This is a genomic window from Pseudomonas syringae pv. cilantro (assembly GCF_001293775.1).
In the GTDB taxonomy this organism is placed as follows: Bacteria; Pseudomonadota; Gammaproteobacteria; order Pseudomonadales; family Pseudomonadaceae; genus Aquipseudomonas; species Aquipseudomonas syringae_P.
The window spans coordinates 257,953-276,713 of record NZ_LGLN01000033.1 but is presented as its reverse complement, the minus strand read 5'-3'; the positions used below and the strand labels follow the sequence as shown (position 1 = coordinate 276,713).

Genomic DNA, 18,761 nt, shown 5'->3' with positions numbered 1-18,761 from the left:
TTCAACAAAAACGCTGAACCCATCAGCGCATCACGCATCCATTAAAACAGTTCAATCCGAAGGAAATGTCATGAAACTTATCTCTGCCCTCTTCGCTGCCGTTACCCTGACCGCTGCTGCCGGAGTTGCCCAAGCCGATATCGGCCCTGATGAAGTCGTTCGCCTGCACAAGGCTGGCACTGTCGGCGACTTCGAACAGTTCAACAAGCAGGCGCTGGCCAAGCACCCTGGTTTCACTGTCCACGACACAGAACTGGACAAAGACCGCACCGGCCGTCTCGTTTATCAGATCGAACTGAAAAACACCAAAGACAGAACCGAGTGGAACTACGACGTTGACGCCAAGACCGGTGAAGTTGTGCGTGACGCCAAGGACAATTGATCCTGTCACCCAACTCGTTAACGATATAAAGAAAATTCCCACACTCTTGTGGGAATTTTCTTATTCATTACGAATGAAACCCGGTTATTTAGCCAAACCCACTTTCAACACACTTCCATTGTCATCGTCGGTCAGCAAGTACAGATACCCGTCAGGCCCCTGACGCACATCGCGTATACGCTGCTTCATGTCTTTGAGCAGACGCTCTTCATGGACGATCTTGTCGCCATCGAACTGCAGGCGAATCAACTCTTCAGTCGCCAGCGCGCCAATGAACAGGCTGTGATCCCACGCCTTGAACTGGTTGTGGTCATAAAACGCCATGCCGCTTACGCCCGGCGATTGCTCCCAGACCTGAAACGGTACTTTGGTGCCCTCTACAAACTTGCCTTTGGCCTCGGAAATCGGCACGCCCGAGTAGTCAATGCCATGCGTGGCAAGCGGCCAGCCGTAGTTTTGCCCACGCTCGACGATATTCACCTCATCGCCGCCCTTGGGGCCGTGCTCGTCCAGCCACAACGTACCCGTCCAAGGGTTGAGGGTCGCACCTTGCGGGTTACGGTGGCCGTAAGACCAGATTTCCGGACGTACGTTTTTTTGCCCAACGAACGGGTTGTCTTTCGGTACACCGCCGTCCGCATTGAGGCGCACGACCTTTCCTTGCAGTTTGTCGAGGTCCTGAGCCGTCGGGCGATTATTGTTCTCGCCCAGTGCTATGAACAGGTAACCGTCCCGGTCAAAGACCAGCCGCGCGCCGAAGTGGTTGCCGACCGACAGTTTTGGTTCCTGAGTGAAGATCTTTTCAAACCCTTCCAGCTTGGTCATGTCGGCGGACAGGCGGCCTCGTCCTGCCGCTGTACCGGCTTTGTCGCCCTCGGCAGCGGTTTTGCCGTTGCCTTCGGAATACGTCAGGTAAACCATCCGGTCTTTGGCGAAGTCCGGAGACAGCACCACGTCGAGCAGACCGCCCTGCTTCTGTGCCCAGACTTCCGGCACGCCTGAGAGAGGTGCCGACAACTTGCCGTCGGCCGTCACCAGCCGCAGATTGCCGGAACGCTCGGTGACCAGCATGCCTTTCTTATCGGGCAGGAAGGCCACGGCCCATGGATGATTCAAGCCGCCAGCCACCTGGCTGACAGTCACCGTGCCCAGCTCGCTTTTGTAGTTCTCTGTAGCGGCGCCGGCAGTCAGCGGCAGACTCAATATGCCCGCCGTACACAGTGTCGCGATCAGGGTTTTTCTCAACATGGGCGATTCCTTATGCATTGAATGGGCGTACCGCCTGAAAAGGGGCACGCGGTTTTGACGATTCAGTTGTCGCGCTGAAGTGAAGGTGGAGGTGAAATCGAAGGCGTGGCAGGACGCGGTGTCGTCTGGCGGGATGGCTGACCATTACCGATGCCGCCGTTTTCCAGCGTTGGCCTGCGCACCGGCGGCGCAATGTTCGGCGCGCGGCCGGACGGCGTACTCGATTCGGTCCCCTGACGGCTGTTGGGGTTGGCCCGACGGATCGGACCGTCAGTGGAGTTGCTGCTGGCACCGTTGTTCAGCGTGCTGTTCGGCAGGGTTTGTGCCTGGGCAACACTGACACTCGCTGACACGCCGAGCACGATCCAGATGATATTGCGCGCAAAACTGTTCATCATGACCTCTGCGAAACGGTGAAGACTCGGGTGTTGGATGGCAGATGAGCCGTCAGGTTCGACCGGGCGATCCCGATGAGCAAGCAAAGCGGTGCGAGAGTTTGTAACAAGAATGGTCAGCTTCTGCCAACGCCCATCAGCGCAGCATCGGGCAGAAGGCGGATTCGGAGCGGCTTGACGTGCAGAACGTCCGGGGCTGCGAGCAATGATCGGTCAGTTCAGAAAGCTGTTTTCGCTGAATTGAGCGGCATGCTGAATGTAAAAATCGTGCCCTGCTCCCGGCTTGAGCACACGCTCAGCGTGCCGCCATGAGCCAAGGCGATCTCGCTGGCGATGTACAGCCCCAGACCCAGCCCGGCCTGAGGCGCACCTGTCACCGGCCGCGAGTAAGGCTGGAACAGTCGCGAACGGATCGACGCGGGTATCGGCTCCCCCTGATTGGTCACGCTGAGCAGAAACAGCTCACCTTGCACCTCTGCTGCGACCTGTACCGGGCTGTCGGCATCGCCATGGGTGATCGCATTGGAGACCAGATTCGAGAGCAGTTGGGCGATCCGCTCGTGGTCGCAACGAATGCGCTCCAGCCTGCCGATGCCGGACTCGATCAATCGCGACGGATAGACCCGCTGTATCTCCGACACCACGTGCTCAAGCGTGTTGTCCAGGCCTTCGGCATCCTGAATGCTCAGCGGGATGCCATGCCCCATTCGGCCACGGGCAAAATCGAGCACGTCATCCACCAACTGGGATGCGCGCTTGCCTGACGTCAGGATGTGCCGGGCGATCTGCAGGGTCTTTTCGTCCGGCGTATGGCGCTGCAACAGCTCGGCGCTGGCCGTGATGGCAAACAACGGATTGCGCAGGTCATGGCCGAGAACGGCAATGAACTGCTCGCGCAGCTCGGCCAATTCGCGCTCTGCCAGCAAGTCGGCCTGCACCTGCTGCATGCTTTCCTCAGCCTCGATCTGCAAGGCCAGCAGACGCGCGAACGACACCATCATGGCCTCGATTGGCGTACCGTCGAGTTTCGCGGGCTTGGGGTCCAGCGCGCAGATCGTGCCGAAGAAGCTGCCATCGGTGAGGAACACCGGCACCGAAATATAGCTTTGAAAGTTGTACAGCCGTGGGGTGTGATGCTCGCAGAACAGCGCATCCTGAGCCACGTGATCAATCACCACCGGCTGATGAGAACTGCGTATTTCGTGACAGATGGTACTGATCAGCTCCAGCTCGCCGCCGGGCTCCAGACCAAAATTCAGGTTGTCTCTCACGGCACAGGCGGTCCACGAACTTTCCGTGACGCGCGCGATGGCGGCGAACCCCAAGCCAGTGGATTCGGTGATGACCTGCAAAATGGCCGGCACAGCACTGATTCGGCTGATGGTGGCAATATCGTTTGCAACGGAGTGCCGCATTTCGGACCTGTCAGCAAGCTTGCGGGGGATTAAAGCCCGCCATGGTAAGGCCGTCGCGGCTTTTGTGCACCAGAGAAGTTAAAGCCCCGGGATGACCGGCTCACCTGCGCAGAAACCGTCCGAAATACATTGGAACACACTGACCTTTTACCTCTGAGCCAGAGTGTCAATCCGGGGCAGCAGGCGTCAGGCGGGCGGGCGGGGGAAAGTCGCTGTGAAGGTGGTGCCTTCCTCTGTCGAGGAGCGTACTGTCACCTCGCCCAGATGCGCCCGGGCGATTTCGCGGACAATGAACAGCCCAAGCCCGACCGTACGGGTTTCGTCACTGTCGCTGACCACGCGCACTACCGGCTCATACAGGTCATCGACTTTCTCCATGGGTATCGGCTCACCGAAGTTGTGCACGGACAGCCTGATCACATACCTGTCGAATGACGAGACGATCACGATGTCGCTGCCCTGAGCACCGTAGGCAACGGCATTCCTCACCAGGTTGCCAAGCAGTTGCAGCAATCGATCCGGGTCGGCCGTACAGGCGCCCTCGCCTTCGCTGCGATGAATCAGGACCCGCTCGGGGAATGCCTGACGCAATTCTTCGACACCACGGGCGACAACGGCGTGCAGGTCTATTGGCTGCAGGGCAACGGTAATGCCGCTGCCGACGCGCGCGTGGGTGAAATCCAGCAGGTCGACGATCATGCGGTCGGCACGGTCAGTCGAATGGTGGATGTGGCCCAGAATCCGTTCCTGGCGCAATTCCAGTTGCGTCCGCTCCAGCAGGCCGGCAGCCATTTTTATCGCAGCCAGCGGGTTGCGCAGGTCATGGCTGACGATGCCGATCATCTGCTCGGCAAAAATCGCCCGGATCTCTGCTTCGGCGTGGGCCAGACGCAGACGATTACGCGCGGAAGTCAGCTCGGTCTGAACGGTCATCTGATGCTGCAGCAGTTCCTCGGCCAGCCGGTGTGCTGCGAGCAGTTCGCGCTCGTATTTATTGCGCTCTTCGGCGAGGAACACTGCGACTTCGTGCAGAAAACCGGACGGGTACTCACGGCGCACGGCGTTGAGCATCATCGGTACCGAGTGACCGTCGGCGTGGACCAACTCGACTTTGACTTCAGCGATCGACCCCTGAGTCTGCAACATCGGAGCCCAGTGCGTCTGTAGAAAGACTTTGCCTGCCATGTTCAGCAAGTCCTGAAAACGACGACCCAGGACCGCCTCGCGCTCCAGACCCAGCCAGCGGCAAAAGGTCAGGTTGGCACGCTCGATGGTGCCATTGGGCAACGTAACCAGCAGTCCGCAGGCGGCGTGCTCGTACAGTGCTTCCGTCACCGGCAGACTCACCTGTTCAACCGCCATGTTCAACGCTCTCGTCTGCATCCAGAAACAGATTCATGGCGGTTATGCATGCCTCCGGTGCGCTCATGTGCGGGTAGTGCCCGACGTTATCGATCATGTGCAGCGTGCTGCCTGGGATGACCCGATGCATGTACTCGCCAACCTGAACGGGTACCACCAGATCATCACTGCTTTGCAGAATCAACGTTTTGCTCTGGAGCTTTTCGATATCGGCGCGATGATCAGACAGGAAGGTCACGCGGGCAAACTGCTTGGCGATATCGGCGTTGGTGCGGCACAGGCTGCTGGCAAGTTCCTCGCCCAACTCAGGACGGTCGGAAGCGCCCATCAGGGTCGGCGCCATAGTGCTCGACCAGCCCAGATAATTGCTTTCGAGGGTTTCCAACAGCGAGTCGACGTCGGCACGAGTGAATCCACCCACATAATCGCCGTCATTAAGGTAATGAGGCGACGGGCCGATCATGATATGGCCGGCAAACCGGCCCGGCGACTGGAGCTCGGCAAGCACGGCAATCATGCAACTGACCGAGTGCCCGACATGAATGACAGGCCCGCTCCCGGCAAACTCGTCGACCAGCTCCAGCAGATCAGTTGCGTAGCCTTTGAGCGACGCGTATTTGTGCGGGTACCAAGCCGAAACGTCGGAATTGCCACTGCCCACCAAGTCGAACAGCACGACCTTGAAACGCTCTGCAAAGTGCGGAGCCATGAACCGCCACATGTGCTGATCGCAGCCAAAGCCGTGGGCAAAAACCAGGGTGGCCAGTCCGTCGCCCATGATTTTCACGTTGTTGCGCTGTAGGACCGACATGTCGGGCTCCAAAAAAGATAGCCACGCAACCGCCATGGTGCATGCATTTAATGAGGGTGAGAAGAGACTACCATCGTTAAAGGCACACTAGTGGCACAAACGGAATTTTAAGCTCTGTACGAAATCCCTTGAAATACCGATTTCTGTAGAGCCTCCAGGCTCTGTACGAAAAGTCGGCGAGCGAAGGTCAGGCAAGGCAAAAACAGGCAAGGAACGGCCGGGGTCGCGTTCGACTCTACGGGTTGTAAATGAGCATTCCGCGCCTGTTTTTAACGCAGCATCACCGAGCGCAGCCACTTTCCGTACAGAGCCTAGCCTTCACAGCCAGGAAGACAATTGCAAAACGTTATGAACTCCCTGACGTAGCCTGGGACCTGGCTGCAGATATCTTCACTGGTGCCGCCGTGGCGAACGTCCGCGCGCAGATGATCGCTTGACGCTGAACGGCGTGCTCCGGGTACTCTGCCTCGACGCTTATGAACATATGCAGAACTATAGGCAAGAGCCATGAAAGTAAGGAAGCGCTTCACAGATTTTTTCATCAGCAGAAATTTTTCGCTTTTGTGGCTAGGGCAAGCACTTTCGTCCTTTGGAGAATTTGTTTTCGAAGCCACCGTAATAGTCTGGCTGGCAACCGACCTTTTTTACGGCAGTACCTTCTTGCCTACCGCCATAGGGCTGGCGATAGCGGCGTCTGCTATTCCTCGTATACTCGTAGCCCCGCTTGCCGGAGTGTGGGTAGATCGCCTGACTCCCCTTTTCGTGATGATCAGTGCTGACGTCATCAGGGCGCTCAATTTTGTAGTTTTTTTTGTTCTTTATTTACATTCAGATCTCGAACAAATGCAAACGCTGGCCGGGATACTGATCTTGCTGTTCTTCAATAGCGTCGCAGCACAGTTCTTCAACCCATCACGTCAAGCCATCATGCAAATAGTCATTCCATCTGAGCGACGGGTAGAGGCGTCTGCGAAAGCTATGTTTTCCCTGACTGGAATTTCAGTCCTTTCAGCATCCGTAGGACCGGCATTATTCGTTTGGGTAGGTCCTGTGTGGGCAATGGTAATTAACGTGCTGGCGCTCGTCTGTTCGGCGCTCTGCATCGCTTCAACCCGAGGCCTTCGTAATAGATTGTCGGGCAAGCACGAGAGATTGCCATTCTGGAGTGGGCTCATGGATGGCTTGCGGTTCTCGTGGCGGCACGCTTCAATCCGAACGCTGCTGATTGGTATTGCTTTATATGGCTTTTCTCTAGGCGTCAACAACGTAGCCCTTTCGCTTTATGCGTTTAGAACTTTGGCGCTAAAAGCTGAAGATTATGGACTGATCCTTGCCGCATTTCCTGTAGGAGGACTGATTGCAAGCTTGCTGGCGCGGCGAGTTTTGGCGTTTTTCAGCGTCGGCCAAGCATTTACGTTCTCGCTGCTATGTATGGGATTGAGCTACATAGGGTACTCACTTCACCCCCCGTTCTACCTGGCCCTAATACTAATGCTGTGCTGCGGGCTCTTCTTCGCAGTGTTTGCGATTGTTCAGGGGCCAATGCTTCAGGAGGCGGTGCCTACCGGTTACATGGGGCGAGTGTCTGCAACTATCACACCGGTGCTGTCCATTTCTTCGCTGACAGGGACTCTTGTGTGTTCTCAAACTGTTGAGCTGACGCAGAGCTTGATGAACGACTATAGGCCAGGTGTGTATGGTGGTTACATCCTCATCGCCGCAGCGCTGCTATTGGTAGGCGGCGCTTTTATGTTAGCCGGCCAGCGAGTCCGCAAACATGAGGCCGTAGCGCTATAGAACGGTGTGTGCCATCTCCCTGTCCCGCTGGATATGAAGAAACCTCCCCGACGCCCTCATCCAACTGACACTTGCGCCCATGCTCCGCGCAGGCAACGGAGCATTAGGCTTTTACGCCTCACTCACCGATGTCTTCGTTCCACAGTTCAGGCTTGCTTTTGATGAAGCCCTGCATCATGTCCTTGCACTCGGCGTTATCCAGCACCTCAATGCTTACGCCGCGGGAGCGCAACAGCTCTTCTTCGCCCATGAACGACTGGTGCTCGCCCACGATCACGGTGCGGATGCCGTAGAGCAGGATCGCGCCGCTGCACATGGCGCAGGGTGACAGCGTTGTGTAGAGCACCGCGTCACGGTAGACGCTGGCCGGTTGGCGACCGGCATTTTCCAGCGCATCCATTTCGCCATGCCGGGTCGGACTGCCTTCCTGAACGCGACGGTTGTGGCCGCGGCCAATGATCTTGCCGTCGTGCACGATGACCGAGCCGATGGGAATGCCACCCTCATCAAGCCCGAGTCGTGCTTCATCAATTGCAGCTTGCATGAATGCGTCCATGATCTTGCTCCGTGTCGTTGACTGTCAGTGTTGCAGCGCCGTGTCGGCCGCTCACTTGCACCATACCGGCAAAAGCGGCGGCGCGCGAGGTCGCTCGATCACCCGGCCAGCCGCCTGGCCAGGCTCACAGACCGGCACTGACCTTGTTCGCGATTTCGACAGGCAGCCAGGCTTTCCAGATGTCCGGATGCTGTTTCAGAAAGGCTTGGGCAACAACCTTGGGGTCCTGATGTTTCGCGCTCATTTCACCCAGTGTCGTGTTGAGCAAATCAATCGGCAGATCGACTTTTTCGAAGACGCTCACCAGTTCCGGGTACTGCTTCTTGAACTCGGCAGAAACGCCGACAGACAGATTGGCAGGCAGAGACGCACTGCCACGCGGAGCAGGATTGCTGGCATCGGTCAGGGTTTTCCAGGCGTCGGCGTCAAAAGGCGGTTCTTCCAGCTTGATCAGCTTGTAGCTGCCCAATAGTGGCGTTGGCGACCAGTAGTAGAACAGCACCGGCTTGCCGCGCCGAATGGAGGATGCGATTTCTGCGTCGAGCGCTGCGCCCGAGCCGGTGCGGAAGTTGACGAAGCTGTCATTCAACCCGTAAGCCTTGAGCTTCTGGGTGTTGACGATCTCCGAGGTCCAGCCGCTCGGGCTGTTGAGGAATCGCCCCTTGTCCGGCGATTCCGGGTCTTTGAAGACGTCCTTGTAGCGCGCCAGATCGGTCACCGACTTCAAGTCAGGTGCCATGGGTTTGATGCCCTTGGCCGCATCACCTTTAATCACGTATTCCGGCACCCACCAGCCCTCGGTCGCGCCTTTGACGATATCGCCCACGCCGAAAACCTTGCCTTCGGCTTCAGCCTTGATCCACACCGGACTGCGCCCCGTCCACTCCTCGGCGATCACTTGAATGTCGTTTTTCGCCAGCGCGGTCTCCAGGCTCACGGTGCTGCCGGGCAAGGTATCGGTCGGGTAGCCGTAACCTTTTTCAACAAGGGTGCGCAGCACTTCGGTGATCAGGCTGCCACTTTCCCAGGTCAACGCGCCAAAGCGGATCGGCGCAGCGTTGTCAGCCGCAGATACTGACTGACCCAGCAGTCCCAGCGCCAGCAGTGAACAGCCCAGCAGTCGTGTCAGGAGTCTCATGTACACCTCGGATGGCATGGCAGGATCGGATTGGCTTGGGAAGCCTGAAAGTATCGACACCGGCGCGACACCATTAGTTGTCGCGGTATGATGCTAGCCCTTCATTCCGAGCTGTCGAGCCGCCCGCGATGTCCGACATCACCTTTTGTACGCTGCCTGACGATTGCCGCCCCTTGCTGGGCAAGTTCTATCGCGAGCATCAGTCATCGATGCGCGCCGCCAGCAAGGGCGAGGTGTGGGTGGCCAGACAACCGGACATTATCGGCGCGTTGAGCCTCAGCCCGGTGGCGGACGGTCATTGGCTGAACGCTCTGTTCGTGGCGCCTTCGATGCGCGGCAAGCACGTGGCACACGGCCTGATCGGCGCTGCAACCCGCTCGCTGGAAGGCCCCGTCTGGTTGTTTTGCCATCCTGATCTGCTGGCGTTTTATCAACGTATGGGTTTTGACGTTGCCCAGCGTTTGCCACAGCCCCTGGGCGAGCGATTGATGCGCTACAGCCGCAGCAAGCCGCTGATTGCCTTGTGTCGATAGAGATGTGGAGAAGCCTGAGTTGCTGGCCGATCATTCGTCAGCGTTGGGGTCCATGTCCGGAAACATGACGTCCATGAAACCGAACTTGCTGAAGTCGGTGATGCGCGACGGGTATAGACGGCCGATCAGGTGATCGCATTCATGCTGGACAACCCGCGCGTGAAAACCGCGGGCGATGCGCTCGATCGGCTTGCCTTCGGGATCGAAACCCTCGTAACGGATGCTCTGGTAGCGGTCGACCATGCCACGCAAGCCGGGCACCGACAGGCACCCTTCCCAACCCTCTTCGAGCTCGGGGCTCAGGGGCGTAATGAGCGGGTTGAGCAGAATGGTCTGGGGAACCGCTTCGGCCTGCGGATAACGCTCGTTACGTTCGAAGTCGAAGATGACCAGTTGCAGGTCGACACCGATCTGCGGTGCCGCCAACCCCACGCCACTGACACTGTGCATGGTTTCAAACATGTCGGCAATGAGTGTATTCAGCTCGCTGCTGCCGAACATTTCCGTGGGCACTGGAGGGGCAATGCGCAGCAGACGCTCATCGCCCATCTTCAGAATGTTACGGATCATTGCCACCTGCCCTTCACGTAAAAAGCGATCTTGCCACAGTTACCGATCAGGTTTCATCAGGCTTGGCCAGCGGCACGGAGTGATCGCGACCCAGACCGGACACATGCTGTTTACCGCCGTCCTCGTTCTGCTCGTCGCCCAGACCATCGCCCGGCTCTTTTTCGCCGGCTTCCTTGCCTTCGGCCGACATGTGCTCGATCACCGCATTCATTTCCGCGCCCAGCAACAGCACGGCAGCCGAAATATAGAAGTACAGCAGCAACACGATGATCGCGCCGATACTGCCGTACATGGCGTTGTAGTCGGCGAAAGTCTTGACGTAGAAACCGAATGCCAGTGAGGCCACGATCCACACCACGACCGCCAGGACCGAACCCGGCGTGATGAAGCGGAATTCCTGTTTGACGTCAGGCATCACGTAATAGATCAGCGCGACAGCGATCATCAGCAGCAGAATGATGGCCGGCCAGCGCAGGATGGTCCACAGCGTGACGATGAACTCTTCCATGCCGACCTGGGCGGCGATCCAGTTCATGACCTGCGGCCCGAGCACCATGAAAGCCGCCGCTGCCAGCAACATGCCGGCAATCCCGATGGTGTACAGGATCGACAGGGGAAAACGTTTCCAGATCGGCCGGCCTTCGACCACATCATAAGCGGCGTTCATGGCGCTCATCATCAGGCGCACGCCAGCAGAAGCTGTCCACAGTGCGATCACGATACCGATCGACAGCAGCCCCCCCTTCGATTGCTGCAACTGATCGATGACCGGGTTGACCTGTTCAAGGGCCTGAGGTGGCAACAGGAACTCGGATTGCAGCCGCAGCCAGGAGAAAAAGTCCGGCAAATGCAAAAAGCCGATCAATGCGATCAGGAACAACAGGAACGGGAACAACGAAAACAGCATCTGGTAAGCCAGTGCCGAGGCATAGGTGGACATCTCGTCATCGAGAAACTCGTTGACGGTGCGCACCAGCACTTTACTGATTCGCAAATGACGCAAATGGGGAAAAATCATGGCGCTTCCTCTCGCTCCGTACTGGAATACCTAACATCCTGAAGACCGGAATTTCCTGCATCGGCCGGTACTTCCAATGGAACGGTCCTGCGATTACCGATGGCACATTGACTGGACAGGTCATGAAAGGTTTCACTTCCACAGCGCAGAAAGCATAACGGCCATCCGCGGATGGCCGTTAGCAGTGTCGCCTGTTCCGGGTGTTCAAACGCCGGAAACGGTCAGCTTACACCTTGTCGATGCCTTTCTTGATAGCGTCTTTCACTTCGCCTTTTGCCTGCTGGCCTTCGCCTTTCAGCTCTTGCGCCTTGCCTTCACCCTGCAGCTTAGTATTGTCGGTAGCCTTGCCAACAGCCTGCTTGACGTTACCAACTGCTTCGTTGGCCATGCCTTTGACTTTATCGCTGGTGCTGCTCATCGAAAATCTCCTGGGTCTGCTGAGGACCGCACTGGAATCGGATGTCGTACTCGACGTAATGATTGACCCGCGCCCCGCGCCAAGAGTTGCAAGAATATTTCGGTGCGTTTGTACCGCTCGTCTACTGCCATGCATGCCTGCATTTCGTGCGTTCACGGCGAGTTGTGACGAACTTTGTGCGAGAATGCGCGGCACCGTTGTGCCGGCAAGGCCGACAGGCTGAACAATCCGATTGGCAGGAACATTATGAAACTCGATAAAAAGCTGGCCATTGCGCGCAGAAACCAGGATCTGGGCGGCGCAGTGCTTGGCGTCAACAACACTCACTTTGCCGTGCTCGACCCCAAGCGCAACATCTGGTGGTTCGACCTGCCGGTCCCGCGCCTGCAAGTAGGTCAGTACGAGTGGCTGCACCTGCTGATGCACACGCCTGAGACTGATCAACTGCTGCATCTGAAAGTGACCACAGTCTTCATGCGCGATCACATGGAAGGCCTTGAGGTGCGCAATGCCGACAAGCGCAAGCCGACCGTCAGCCTGGAGTTGAGCGCCGACAAGGACTCGTTCCTCAAAGACATGCGCCCCAAGGGCAGCAACCTGAGCTTTGCCGGCTTTCTGCAAAAGTAAGCACGCTGTCGCGCTGAATGAAAGTCGCCTGATTGCGACTTTTCAGGCTGTCGACAGGGTTGCTGTCAGCCGACAACATCAAGTGAAGCAAGCTCAAGTAAAGCGGCGCACCGCAAGATACCCCGCCGTCCCGGCCAACGCCGAAACCACCGTGCCCCAGGCCAGGTCCACCAGCGCCAGTTGCGCGGGCCAGCCCTGCAGCGTCGCCCAGTTGGTCAAATCATACGTGCCGTAAGCGACCAGCCCGAGCAGACCGCTGTACAGCGTCGCCCGCCCCAAGCGCTGTTCGCGGACCGCAGGCATTACGCCGAACACCACTACGCCCACCCCGTAAAGCAGATAGAACGCTACCGCCGGCCCGATCACCGGCGTGGGCAGCATCAGTGGCCCCAGCCATTCGCGGTAAGTCGGTCCCATGATCACACCCAGCCAAAGGCCATCAAGGATCAGAAACGCCAGCAGTGTGGCGAAGTAAGCCGCAAGATATTTTTTCATGGAACTCCTTGATCAAGATGAAAGGCCTGAATAACGATATGACCGGTCAGCGACGTAAATTGATCCTTCCATTGTCAAAACTTTTCAGCGCTTACAGCAGTCAGTGTTAACTAGCGTTGAGGAGTTTTTTTCGAATGAACACTGTTGCCCCGCTGAAAATCGATGTCTGGAGCGACTATGTCTGCCCGTTCTGCTACTTGCAGTTGTCCGTCCTGGAGCAGCTTGGCCAGACTTACGGCGAGCGGCTCGAATTCAATTGGCACGCGTTCGAATTGCGTCCTGACCCGCTGACTGCGCTCGATCCGAATGCCGATTACCTGCGCGAAACCTGGTCACGCTCAGTATTGCCAATGGCTGACCGGCGTCAGATCGTGATGAAAATGCCGACCGTCCAGCCGCGCAGCCGCAAGGCCCTGGAAGCCGCAGCATTTGCCCGCGAAACGGGGCGTTTCGAGGTTTTTCACAAGGAAGCCTTCAAGGCTTTTTTCGAGAAGGGCCTGAACATAGGCGAGGTGCACACGTTGCTGGAACTGGGCGGCGGCGTCGGCCTGGACCACCAGGCGCTGGAGCGGGCGCTTACCGCCAGCCATTACGAAACTCAAGTGCTGGCAGACCAGCAACTGGCGCAGAAACTGGGGCTCAGGGCCGTACCCGCCATACTGCTGCGGCACAGCGACGAAGCGCTGGAGCAAGCCAGGGTGTTCAACGGCACGCTGCCGTTCGAGCGCCTGAGCCGGGAAATCGATGCACTCGCAGCCTGGGCCTGAGGTGCATCGAGCGCACGCTCAGGGTGTCCGGGCAGGCAACGATCGGTCAGACCAGATCGATACGATCGGCGTGAATCACGATCTGCCCCTGCTTGTATAACGCACCAATGGCCTTCTTGAAGTTGCCCTTGCTGACGCCGAACAGACCGCTGATGACCTGCGGATCGCTCTTGTCGCTGACCGGCAACGTGCCGTTGTTTTCGCGCAGCCTGGAAAGAATCTTCGAATTCAGGCTGCTGGCCGCTTCTGCACCGACCGGTTGCAGGCTCAGGCTGATGTTGCCATCGGCGCGAATTTCCTTGATGAAGCCTTTTTCCTGCTTGCCTGCACGCATGAATTTGAACACTTCGTTCTTGTGAATCAGGCCCCAGTGCTTGTTGTTGATAATGGCCTTGAAGCCCATGTCGGTCGCTTCCGCCACCAGCAGGTCAACTTCCTGCCCGACGCTGTAGTTGACCGGGGTCTTGTCCAGATAGCGATCCAGCCGCGCAGTGGCCGTGATGCGCCGGGTGTGCTTGTCGAGATAAACGTGCACCACGCAATATTCGCCGGCCTGCAAGGTGCGCTTCTCTTCAGAATACGGCAGCAGCAGATCCTTGGGCAGGCCCCAGTCGAGGAACACCCCGATACTGTTGACTTCGACCACCTTGAGGCTGGCGAACTCACCCACCTGAACCTTGGGTTTTTCAGTGGTGGCGATCAGCTTGTCTTCGCTGTCCAGATAGACGAAGACGTTGAGCCAGTCTTCATCTTCGGTCGGCACATCCTTGGGGATGTAGCGATTGGGCAGCAGAATTTCGCCGTCCTGCGCACCATCCAGATACAGACCGAAGTGAGTGTGCTTGACGATTTGCAAGCTGTTGTAGCGCCCGATTAAAGCCATTTCCAGATACCCTCATTACGTGGGCGGCATTCTACCCGACTTTGTGTCCGGGTTCGCGCTGCGTAGTCCAGGAGCAAACGAGACATCCGCTCGTCAGTTTCCCTGACAGGCTTACGTGGGCCTGGCACATCTGCCCTGTGTAGACGCCCATGATCTTTTGATTAGAAACAGTTATTTACGCGGGTTACGGAGCATTCCGACGGCGGATGCCATCTTTATATGTCACCTGACAGCTGCCATATTTGCCAAGCAGGATTCCGGCATTTCCTGTATTCTGGCTGGCCGTATTACGTTTATGAAGGTAAATGGCAGCCATGCGTATCAAAGCATCCCACTCGAAAGCCAAACCCGCCCCAGCCGTTGAAACGAGCGACTCGATCAATGCGCAAATCGCGGCTTTCCTGAAATCCGGCGGCGAAATTCAGCAAATTGCCAAAGGCGTGAGTGGCCAGACTTTCGCACCGTCCAAACAGATCAATCTGGGTAAAAAGTAACACTGCCTGCGCCAGTCGATCTCTATGCGTCTTGCCGCCAAGGCGCTAGATTGACGATCCTTCGCTGGATATTCTTCCGGTCTCGCTGCTACTCTCTTCTCTGATATCACTATGGCCACGAGCTGGACCACGCTCTGGACGCTGTCTCATTTGCGGAATGCTCGAATGAAGAACTGGATGCTTTTCGGCGCACTTGTCTATCTCGGTGGCTGCGCGTCGCACCACTGCGAAAATGGCCCCAATGACAGTCAGCTTACCGACAGCCCTTGCCGGGCAGAGCATCTGCTGTATCAGAACGACATGCTCCAGGCCAAACTGTTGATCAGCGAAGATAACCGCGAGAATTACGAACTGGCCGAAGCCATCCTGCGCCGTGCCGGCATCGAGGATGCGTCGGGCGAAGCGGAGTTCTATCAGGCGGTATTGCTGATCCGCCAGCAGGCCGATCAGAAGCAGATCGTCGACTTGTTGCAAACCGCTGCAAAACACAAGCACCCGCTGGCCATCGCCCTGCTCTCCCAGCAATTGAGCATCAGCGACCCGCAATTGTCCGAGCACTATCGCTCCGAGTACGCCGAACTGGACGTCGCCAAGAGCGGTTATCCGTCTTTCGAGCAGGCCCTGGTGGTCATTCGCGGGCTGGTCATTCCATCCGCCAACGTGGCAACAGTCGACCACTAGACCGGCGGATCGACGAACGGTTATTCCGGGCAGTATTTCGACGGTATCCTTACAGCGCTCTAGCACGCGGCTTGTGTCGGCTCCCCAGCCATTTTTCGATACGCCATTTTTGACCACACTCCTCGCAGATCAAGGAGTGAGCCATGCTCAGCCATCGCTTACATGTGCTGTCTTTCAGCGCTTTGATTTTCTCTCATACCGTTTCTGCCCAGGTTCTGGAGCGGGACCTGGGTCAATTCGACCTGAAACTTGCCACCACACCCACACGCAGCATGGCGCAAGGGCTGGTGACGCCCAGTGGCAGTTCGGACTCGTTTCATGGCGGGCTGGACCTGACCCATCAAAGCGGCTTCTACTTCGGCCAGTGGACCCCCAACATGGGCTTCGCCTCCGACTCGGGGATGGAGCTTGACTCGTACATGGGTTTCAAAAAACCCTTCGATAACACGCTGGGCTACGAGTTGGGAATGATCCGCTACAGCTACCCGGATACCGATCAGGTCGACAGCCACGAGTTTTACGCCGGGTTGCGCATGCTCAACAGTCGGGTTGGCGCAGCATTCAGTAACGATGTCGGCAGCCGCGACAGCACCGTATTCGTCGACCTCGGGGCCATCGAGCGATTGGGCGTGGGCGTGCGCATGCAGTACGCCAATCATCAATTCGACCTTCCGCAGGCGTCTACCGATGGCAGCCTGATCAGCGGCTTTAACGACTGGTCACTGAACTTGTCACGCCCCTGGCTGGGCATCGACATGAACCTGATCTACAGCGGCTCCAGCCTGAGCGGCGGTGACTGCAGCGTTTACAGCGGCCACAACGCGCGGTGCGACGGCACATTTACGCTAAAAGCCGTGCGAGCGTTTTTTTAACTCACCAGCCGGGTTGAACTGCCAGCCACTACACTCCTCTACTGCAGGTCAGTACGCCAAGGAGTTGTCATGCCGTCTCTTGTCAAAGGCTTCATTACACTGTTGATGACCATCTCACTGCTTGCCGGATGCAATCAGGTGGGCTTGGCGTATCGCAATCTCGACGTGATCATTCCGTGGACGCTCAGCGATTATCTGGACATGAACTCGGAACAGAAAGGCTGGCTGGATACGCGCCTCAAAGAGCATCTGAGCTGGCATTGCAGCACCCAGTTGCCGAGCTATCTGGCCTGGCTGGACACGCTGGAGGACATGGTCAAGAACGATCAGGTGACCTACGAGGGTCTTGAGGCCCGTACCCGCGAGGCCAAAGAGGCGATATCGAAGATTTCCCGAGAGATCACGCCGTCTGCCGTCGAATTGCTGTCGCGCTTTGATGACAAGCAGGTGCAGGAGATGCAGGAGTCGTTTGCCAAGGATCAGCGCAAACGCGAGAACAAATACCTCGACCAGCCGCTTGAGCGCCAGATCGCCGAGCGCGCCGACCGCATGCAAAAGCGCCTGACGCCGTGGATCGGCAAGCTGAATCAGGCACAGAAGGATCGCATCCAGAGCTGGTCCGCCTCGCTCGGCGAACAGAACAAGGCCTGGATCGACAACCGCACGCGCTGGCAGAACCTGTTCCTTGCCACCGTGCAGCAGCGACAGTCCAGCGACTTCCCGCAGCGCATCGCCGCCCTGTTGCAGGACCGTGAGACATTCTGGACGCCGGAATACCGCAAGGCCTACGACCAGACCGAAAAAGCTGCAATCTCCCTGATCGTCGACATCACCGCCATGAGCACCCCGGAACAACGCACCCGCTTGCTGAGCCGGATCGCTGACATGCGCAAGGATTTCACTGATCTGGATTGCTTGAAGTCGCAGCAGTAAGCGCCAGACAAAAGTCCCTGGATGCCGCCGTCGTAACCTCCTGAAGCTCCTACGCCCTCCGGGCAGAAGCAGCTCTGTAAGCACCTGCATCTCCTGCTTGTGTAGGAGCAGACCNTGAGCTGGTCTAATGACCCCGGACACCTCAATGGGTGAAACTACACCCATTGAGGAGTCACCATGACCAAGAAATACAGAAAATTCGATGCAGCCTTCAAGCTTGATGTCTGCAAGCTCATCGTCGATCAGGGCCAGAGTGTGAACTCGGTCTGTCTTGACATGAATCTGAGTGATACAGCGGTGCGGCGCTGGGTTGAGCAATACAAGGCCGAACTGCTGGGTGGGCCGGGAATTGGCAACCCGCTGACCAATGAGCAGCAACGAATTCGCCAGTTGGAGCAGCAGATTCGTGAGCTGAAAATGGATAACGACATCCTAAAAAAAGCTACGGCCTTCTTTGCCCGCGAATTGAAGTGATCCATCAACTGGTTCACCAATTACAACGCAAGGCCTACCCGGTGGCTCATATCTGCCGGGTTTTGCGGATCAGTCGTTCAGGGTTCTATGAAGCTCATCAACGTCGCCAGAAGCCCAAGCCCGTCTGCCCGGCGGCGGCTATGATCAAGGCGACATTCGAGTCAACAGAGCACTGCTACGGTAGTCGCCGTTTGGTGAACTCGCTGCGCAGTGAAGGTATGTCCATCGGTCGCTTCAAGGTTCGTCGCCTCATGAAACAACAGGGTTTGCGCCCGATCTGGAAGCGCAAGTTTGTCCATACGACCAACAGTAATCACAACTTGCCGGTGGCTGAAAACCTTCTCAACCGCCAGTTCAACCCTGAGGCTATCAATCAGTCATGGGTTGCGGATATCACGTATATCCGCACGCGAAGCGGCTGGGTGTATCTGGCCGCGGTGATGGACTTGTTCTCGCGCAAGATCGTGGGCTGGGCCATGGCACCCCATATGCGGGCTGAGTTGGTGACTAGCGCGATGCAGTTAGCCATCGCTCAAAGGCGGCCTGAGCCGGGTCTGATTGCCCACTCGGATAGAGGGAGTCAGTACGCGGGAGCGGCGTATCAGGCCTTGCTGACTCGTAACGGGATGCGTTGCAGCATGAGCCGAAAAGGCAATTGCTGGGACAATGCAGTGATGGAGCGCTTCTTCCTTAACCTGAAAATGGAACGCACCTGGAGAAAGGATTACGCCAACCACGGCGAAGCAATAAAGGACATTACGGATTACATCGTGCGGTTCTATAACGAGGGGCGACTGCACTCGACGCTGGGCTACGTGCCGCCCAATCAATATGAGCGGCAAGCGGCCTGACAATCACCGATTGAGGTGTCCGGAAAAAGTTGACCACTACA

The 18,761-nt window shown here is 57.4% G+C and carries 23 protein-coding genes; 11 read left to right on the top strand and 12 right to left on the bottom strand.

Annotated elements, in window-relative coordinates:
- The first annotated feature begins 70 nt into the window (after positions 1-70).
- Positions 71-382 carry a PepSY domain-containing protein gene (locus ABJ99_RS08205; protein WP_054085397.1) on the top strand — a complete coding sequence of 104 codons (312 nt, stop codon included), beginning with the start codon at positions 71-73 and terminating at the stop codon, positions 380-382.
- Positions 383-466: 84 nt separating this feature from the next.
- Here ABJ99_RS08205 and ABJ99_RS08200 read toward each other — a convergent pair whose 3' ends face one another.
- From ABJ99_RS08200 to ABJ99_RS08180, 5 genes are all read right to left on the bottom strand, one after another.
- Positions 467-1,630, bottom strand: a complete 1,164-nt coding sequence (locus ABJ99_RS08200; protein ID WP_054085396.1) for a PQQ-dependent sugar dehydrogenase — start codon at positions 1,628-1,630, stop codon at positions 467-469.
- Between the two features lie 62 nt (positions 1,631-1,692).
- Positions 1,693-2,025: a hypothetical protein gene (locus tag ABJ99_RS08195; protein WP_054085395.1), complete on the bottom strand. Its 333-nt coding sequence runs from the start codon at positions 2,023-2,025 to the stop codon at positions 1,693-1,695.
- A 218-nt stretch (positions 2,026-2,243) separates the two neighbouring features.
- Positions 2,244-3,440, bottom strand: a complete 1,197-nt coding sequence (locus ABJ99_RS08190; RefSeq protein WP_054085394.1) for a GAF domain-containing sensor histidine kinase — start codon at positions 3,438-3,440, stop codon at positions 2,244-2,246.
- A gap of 186 nt (positions 3,441-3,626) precedes the next feature.
- A complete protein-coding gene (locus tag ABJ99_RS08185) occupies positions 3,627-4,802 on the bottom strand; it encodes a PAS domain-containing sensor histidine kinase (protein WP_054085393.1) in 1,176 nt (391 codons plus the stop codon).
- The gene (locus tag ABJ99_RS08180) at positions 4,792-5,613 is read right to left on the bottom strand and encodes an alpha/beta fold hydrolase (RefSeq protein WP_054085392.1); all 822 of its coding nucleotides are present in this window, start codon (positions 5,611-5,613) and stop codon (positions 4,792-4,794) included. Before ABJ99_RS08180 ends, ABJ99_RS08185 begins: the two co-directional genes overlap by 11 nt.
- Positions 5,614-5,861: 248 nt before the next feature.
- Here ABJ99_RS08180 and ABJ99_RS29760 point away from each other — a divergent pair, with 248 nt between their 5' ends.
- Complete coding sequence (locus ABJ99_RS29760; protein WP_054085391.1) at positions 5,862-6,050, top strand: hypothetical protein; 189 nt, start codon at positions 5,862-5,864, stop codon at positions 6,048-6,050.
- 70 nt (positions 6,051-6,120) lie between these two features.
- A complete protein-coding gene (locus ABJ99_RS08170) occupies positions 6,121-7,410 on the top strand; it encodes an MFS transporter (RefSeq protein WP_054085390.1) in 1,290 nt (429 codons plus the stop codon).
- Positions 7,411-7,528: 118 nt separating this feature from the next.
- On the opposite strand, the gene ABJ99_RS08165 is transcribed toward ABJ99_RS08170, so the two are convergent.
- Together ABJ99_RS08165 and ABJ99_RS08160 are read right to left on the bottom strand one after the other, a co-directional pair.
- A complete protein-coding gene (locus ABJ99_RS08165) occupies positions 7,529-7,966 on the bottom strand; it encodes a nucleoside deaminase (RefSeq protein ID WP_054085389.1) in 438 nt (145 codons plus the stop codon).
- Between the two features lie 124 nt (positions 7,967-8,090).
- On the bottom strand, positions 8,091-9,104 hold the full coding sequence (locus ABJ99_RS08160) for an ABC transporter substrate-binding protein (RefSeq protein ID WP_054085778.1): 1,014 nt from the start codon (positions 9,102-9,104) through the stop codon (positions 8,091-8,093).
- A gap of 128 nt (positions 9,105-9,232) precedes the next feature.
- On the opposite strand from ABJ99_RS08160, the gene ABJ99_RS08155 reads away from it, so the two are divergent.
- Complete coding sequence (locus ABJ99_RS08155; protein ID WP_054085388.1) at positions 9,233-9,637, top strand: GNAT family N-acetyltransferase; 405 nt, start codon at positions 9,233-9,235, stop codon at positions 9,635-9,637.
- Between the two features lie 30 nt (positions 9,638-9,667).
- Here the strand turns inward: ABJ99_RS08155 and def are convergent, their stop codons facing one another.
- The 3 genes from def to ABJ99_RS08140 all read right to left on the bottom strand — a co-directional run bounded on the left by def (position 9,668) and on the right by ABJ99_RS08140 (position 11,643).
- Positions 9,668-10,207 carry a peptide deformylase gene (def, locus tag ABJ99_RS08150; protein WP_054085387.1) on the bottom strand — a complete coding sequence of 180 codons (540 nt, stop codon included), beginning with the start codon at positions 10,205-10,207 and terminating at the stop codon, positions 9,668-9,670.
- A 46-nt stretch (positions 10,208-10,253) separates the two neighbouring features.
- Positions 10,254-11,225: a YihY/virulence factor BrkB family protein gene (locus ABJ99_RS08145; protein ID WP_054085386.1), complete on the bottom strand. Its 972-nt coding sequence runs from the start codon at positions 11,223-11,225 to the stop codon at positions 10,254-10,256.
- Between the two features lie 226 nt (positions 11,226-11,451).
- Complete coding sequence (locus ABJ99_RS08140) at positions 11,452-11,643, bottom strand: CsbD family protein (protein ID WP_054085385.1); 192 nt, start codon at positions 11,641-11,643, stop codon at positions 11,452-11,454.
- A 246-nt stretch (positions 11,644-11,889) separates the two neighbouring features.
- On the opposite strand from ABJ99_RS08140, the gene ABJ99_RS08135 reads away from it, so the two are divergent.
- A complete protein-coding gene (locus tag ABJ99_RS08135; protein ID WP_007248623.1) occupies positions 11,890-12,270 on the top strand; it encodes a hypothetical protein in 381 nt (126 codons plus the stop codon).
- A gap of 93 nt (positions 12,271-12,363) precedes the next feature.
- Here the strand turns inward: ABJ99_RS08135 and ABJ99_RS08130 are convergent, their stop codons facing one another.
- Positions 12,364-12,765: a DUF2177 family protein gene (locus tag ABJ99_RS08130; protein ID WP_054085384.1), complete on the bottom strand. Its 402-nt coding sequence runs from the start codon at positions 12,763-12,765 to the stop codon at positions 12,364-12,366.
- A gap of 134 nt (positions 12,766-12,899) precedes the next feature.
- On the opposite strand from ABJ99_RS08130, the gene ABJ99_RS08125 reads away from it, so the two are divergent.
- Positions 12,900-13,532 (top strand): DsbA family oxidoreductase, encoded by a 633-nt coding sequence (locus ABJ99_RS08125; protein WP_054085383.1) that lies wholly within the window; start codon positions 12,900-12,902, stop codon positions 13,530-13,532.
- 46 nt (positions 13,533-13,578) lie between these two features.
- Here ABJ99_RS08125 and ABJ99_RS08120 read toward each other — a convergent pair whose 3' ends face one another.
- Positions 13,579-14,415, bottom strand: a complete 837-nt coding sequence (locus ABJ99_RS08120) for a CvfB family protein (RefSeq protein ID WP_054085382.1) — start codon at positions 14,413-14,415, stop codon at positions 13,579-13,581.
- Positions 14,416-14,720: 305 nt separating this feature from the next.
- Here ABJ99_RS08120 and ABJ99_RS08115 point away from each other — a divergent pair, with 305 nt between their 5' ends.
- The 5 genes from ABJ99_RS08115 (at position 14,721) to ABJ99_RS08090 (ending at position 18,720) form a co-directional block, all read left to right on the top strand.
- Entirely contained in the window at positions 14,721-14,909 is a 189-nt protein-coding gene (locus tag ABJ99_RS08115; protein WP_002554403.1) for a hypothetical protein, read from the top strand.
- A gap of 165 nt (positions 14,910-15,074) precedes the next feature.
- A complete protein-coding gene (locus ABJ99_RS08110; RefSeq protein ID WP_054085381.1) occupies positions 15,075-15,590 on the top strand; it encodes a hypothetical protein in 516 nt (171 codons plus the stop codon).
- Between the two features lie 143 nt (positions 15,591-15,733).
- The gene (locus tag ABJ99_RS08105; protein ID WP_054085380.1) at positions 15,734-16,462 is read left to right on the top strand and encodes a TorF family putative porin; all 729 of its coding nucleotides are present in this window, start codon (positions 15,734-15,736) and stop codon (positions 16,460-16,462) included.
- A gap of 69 nt (positions 16,463-16,531) precedes the next feature.
- A complete protein-coding gene (locus tag ABJ99_RS08100; RefSeq protein ID WP_054085379.1) occupies positions 16,532-17,395 on the top strand; it encodes a DUF6279 family lipoprotein in 864 nt (287 codons plus the stop codon).
- 177 nt (positions 17,396-17,572) lie between these two features.
- A protein-coding gene (locus ABJ99_RS08090; RefSeq protein ID WP_122235173.1) for an IS3 family transposase occupies positions 17,573-18,720 on the top strand; the annotation gives its coding sequence in 2 pieces (ribosomal slippage) (positions 17,573-17,828 and positions 17,828-18,720; 1,149 coding nt in all).
- Positions 18,721-18,761: the final 41 nt, after the last annotated feature.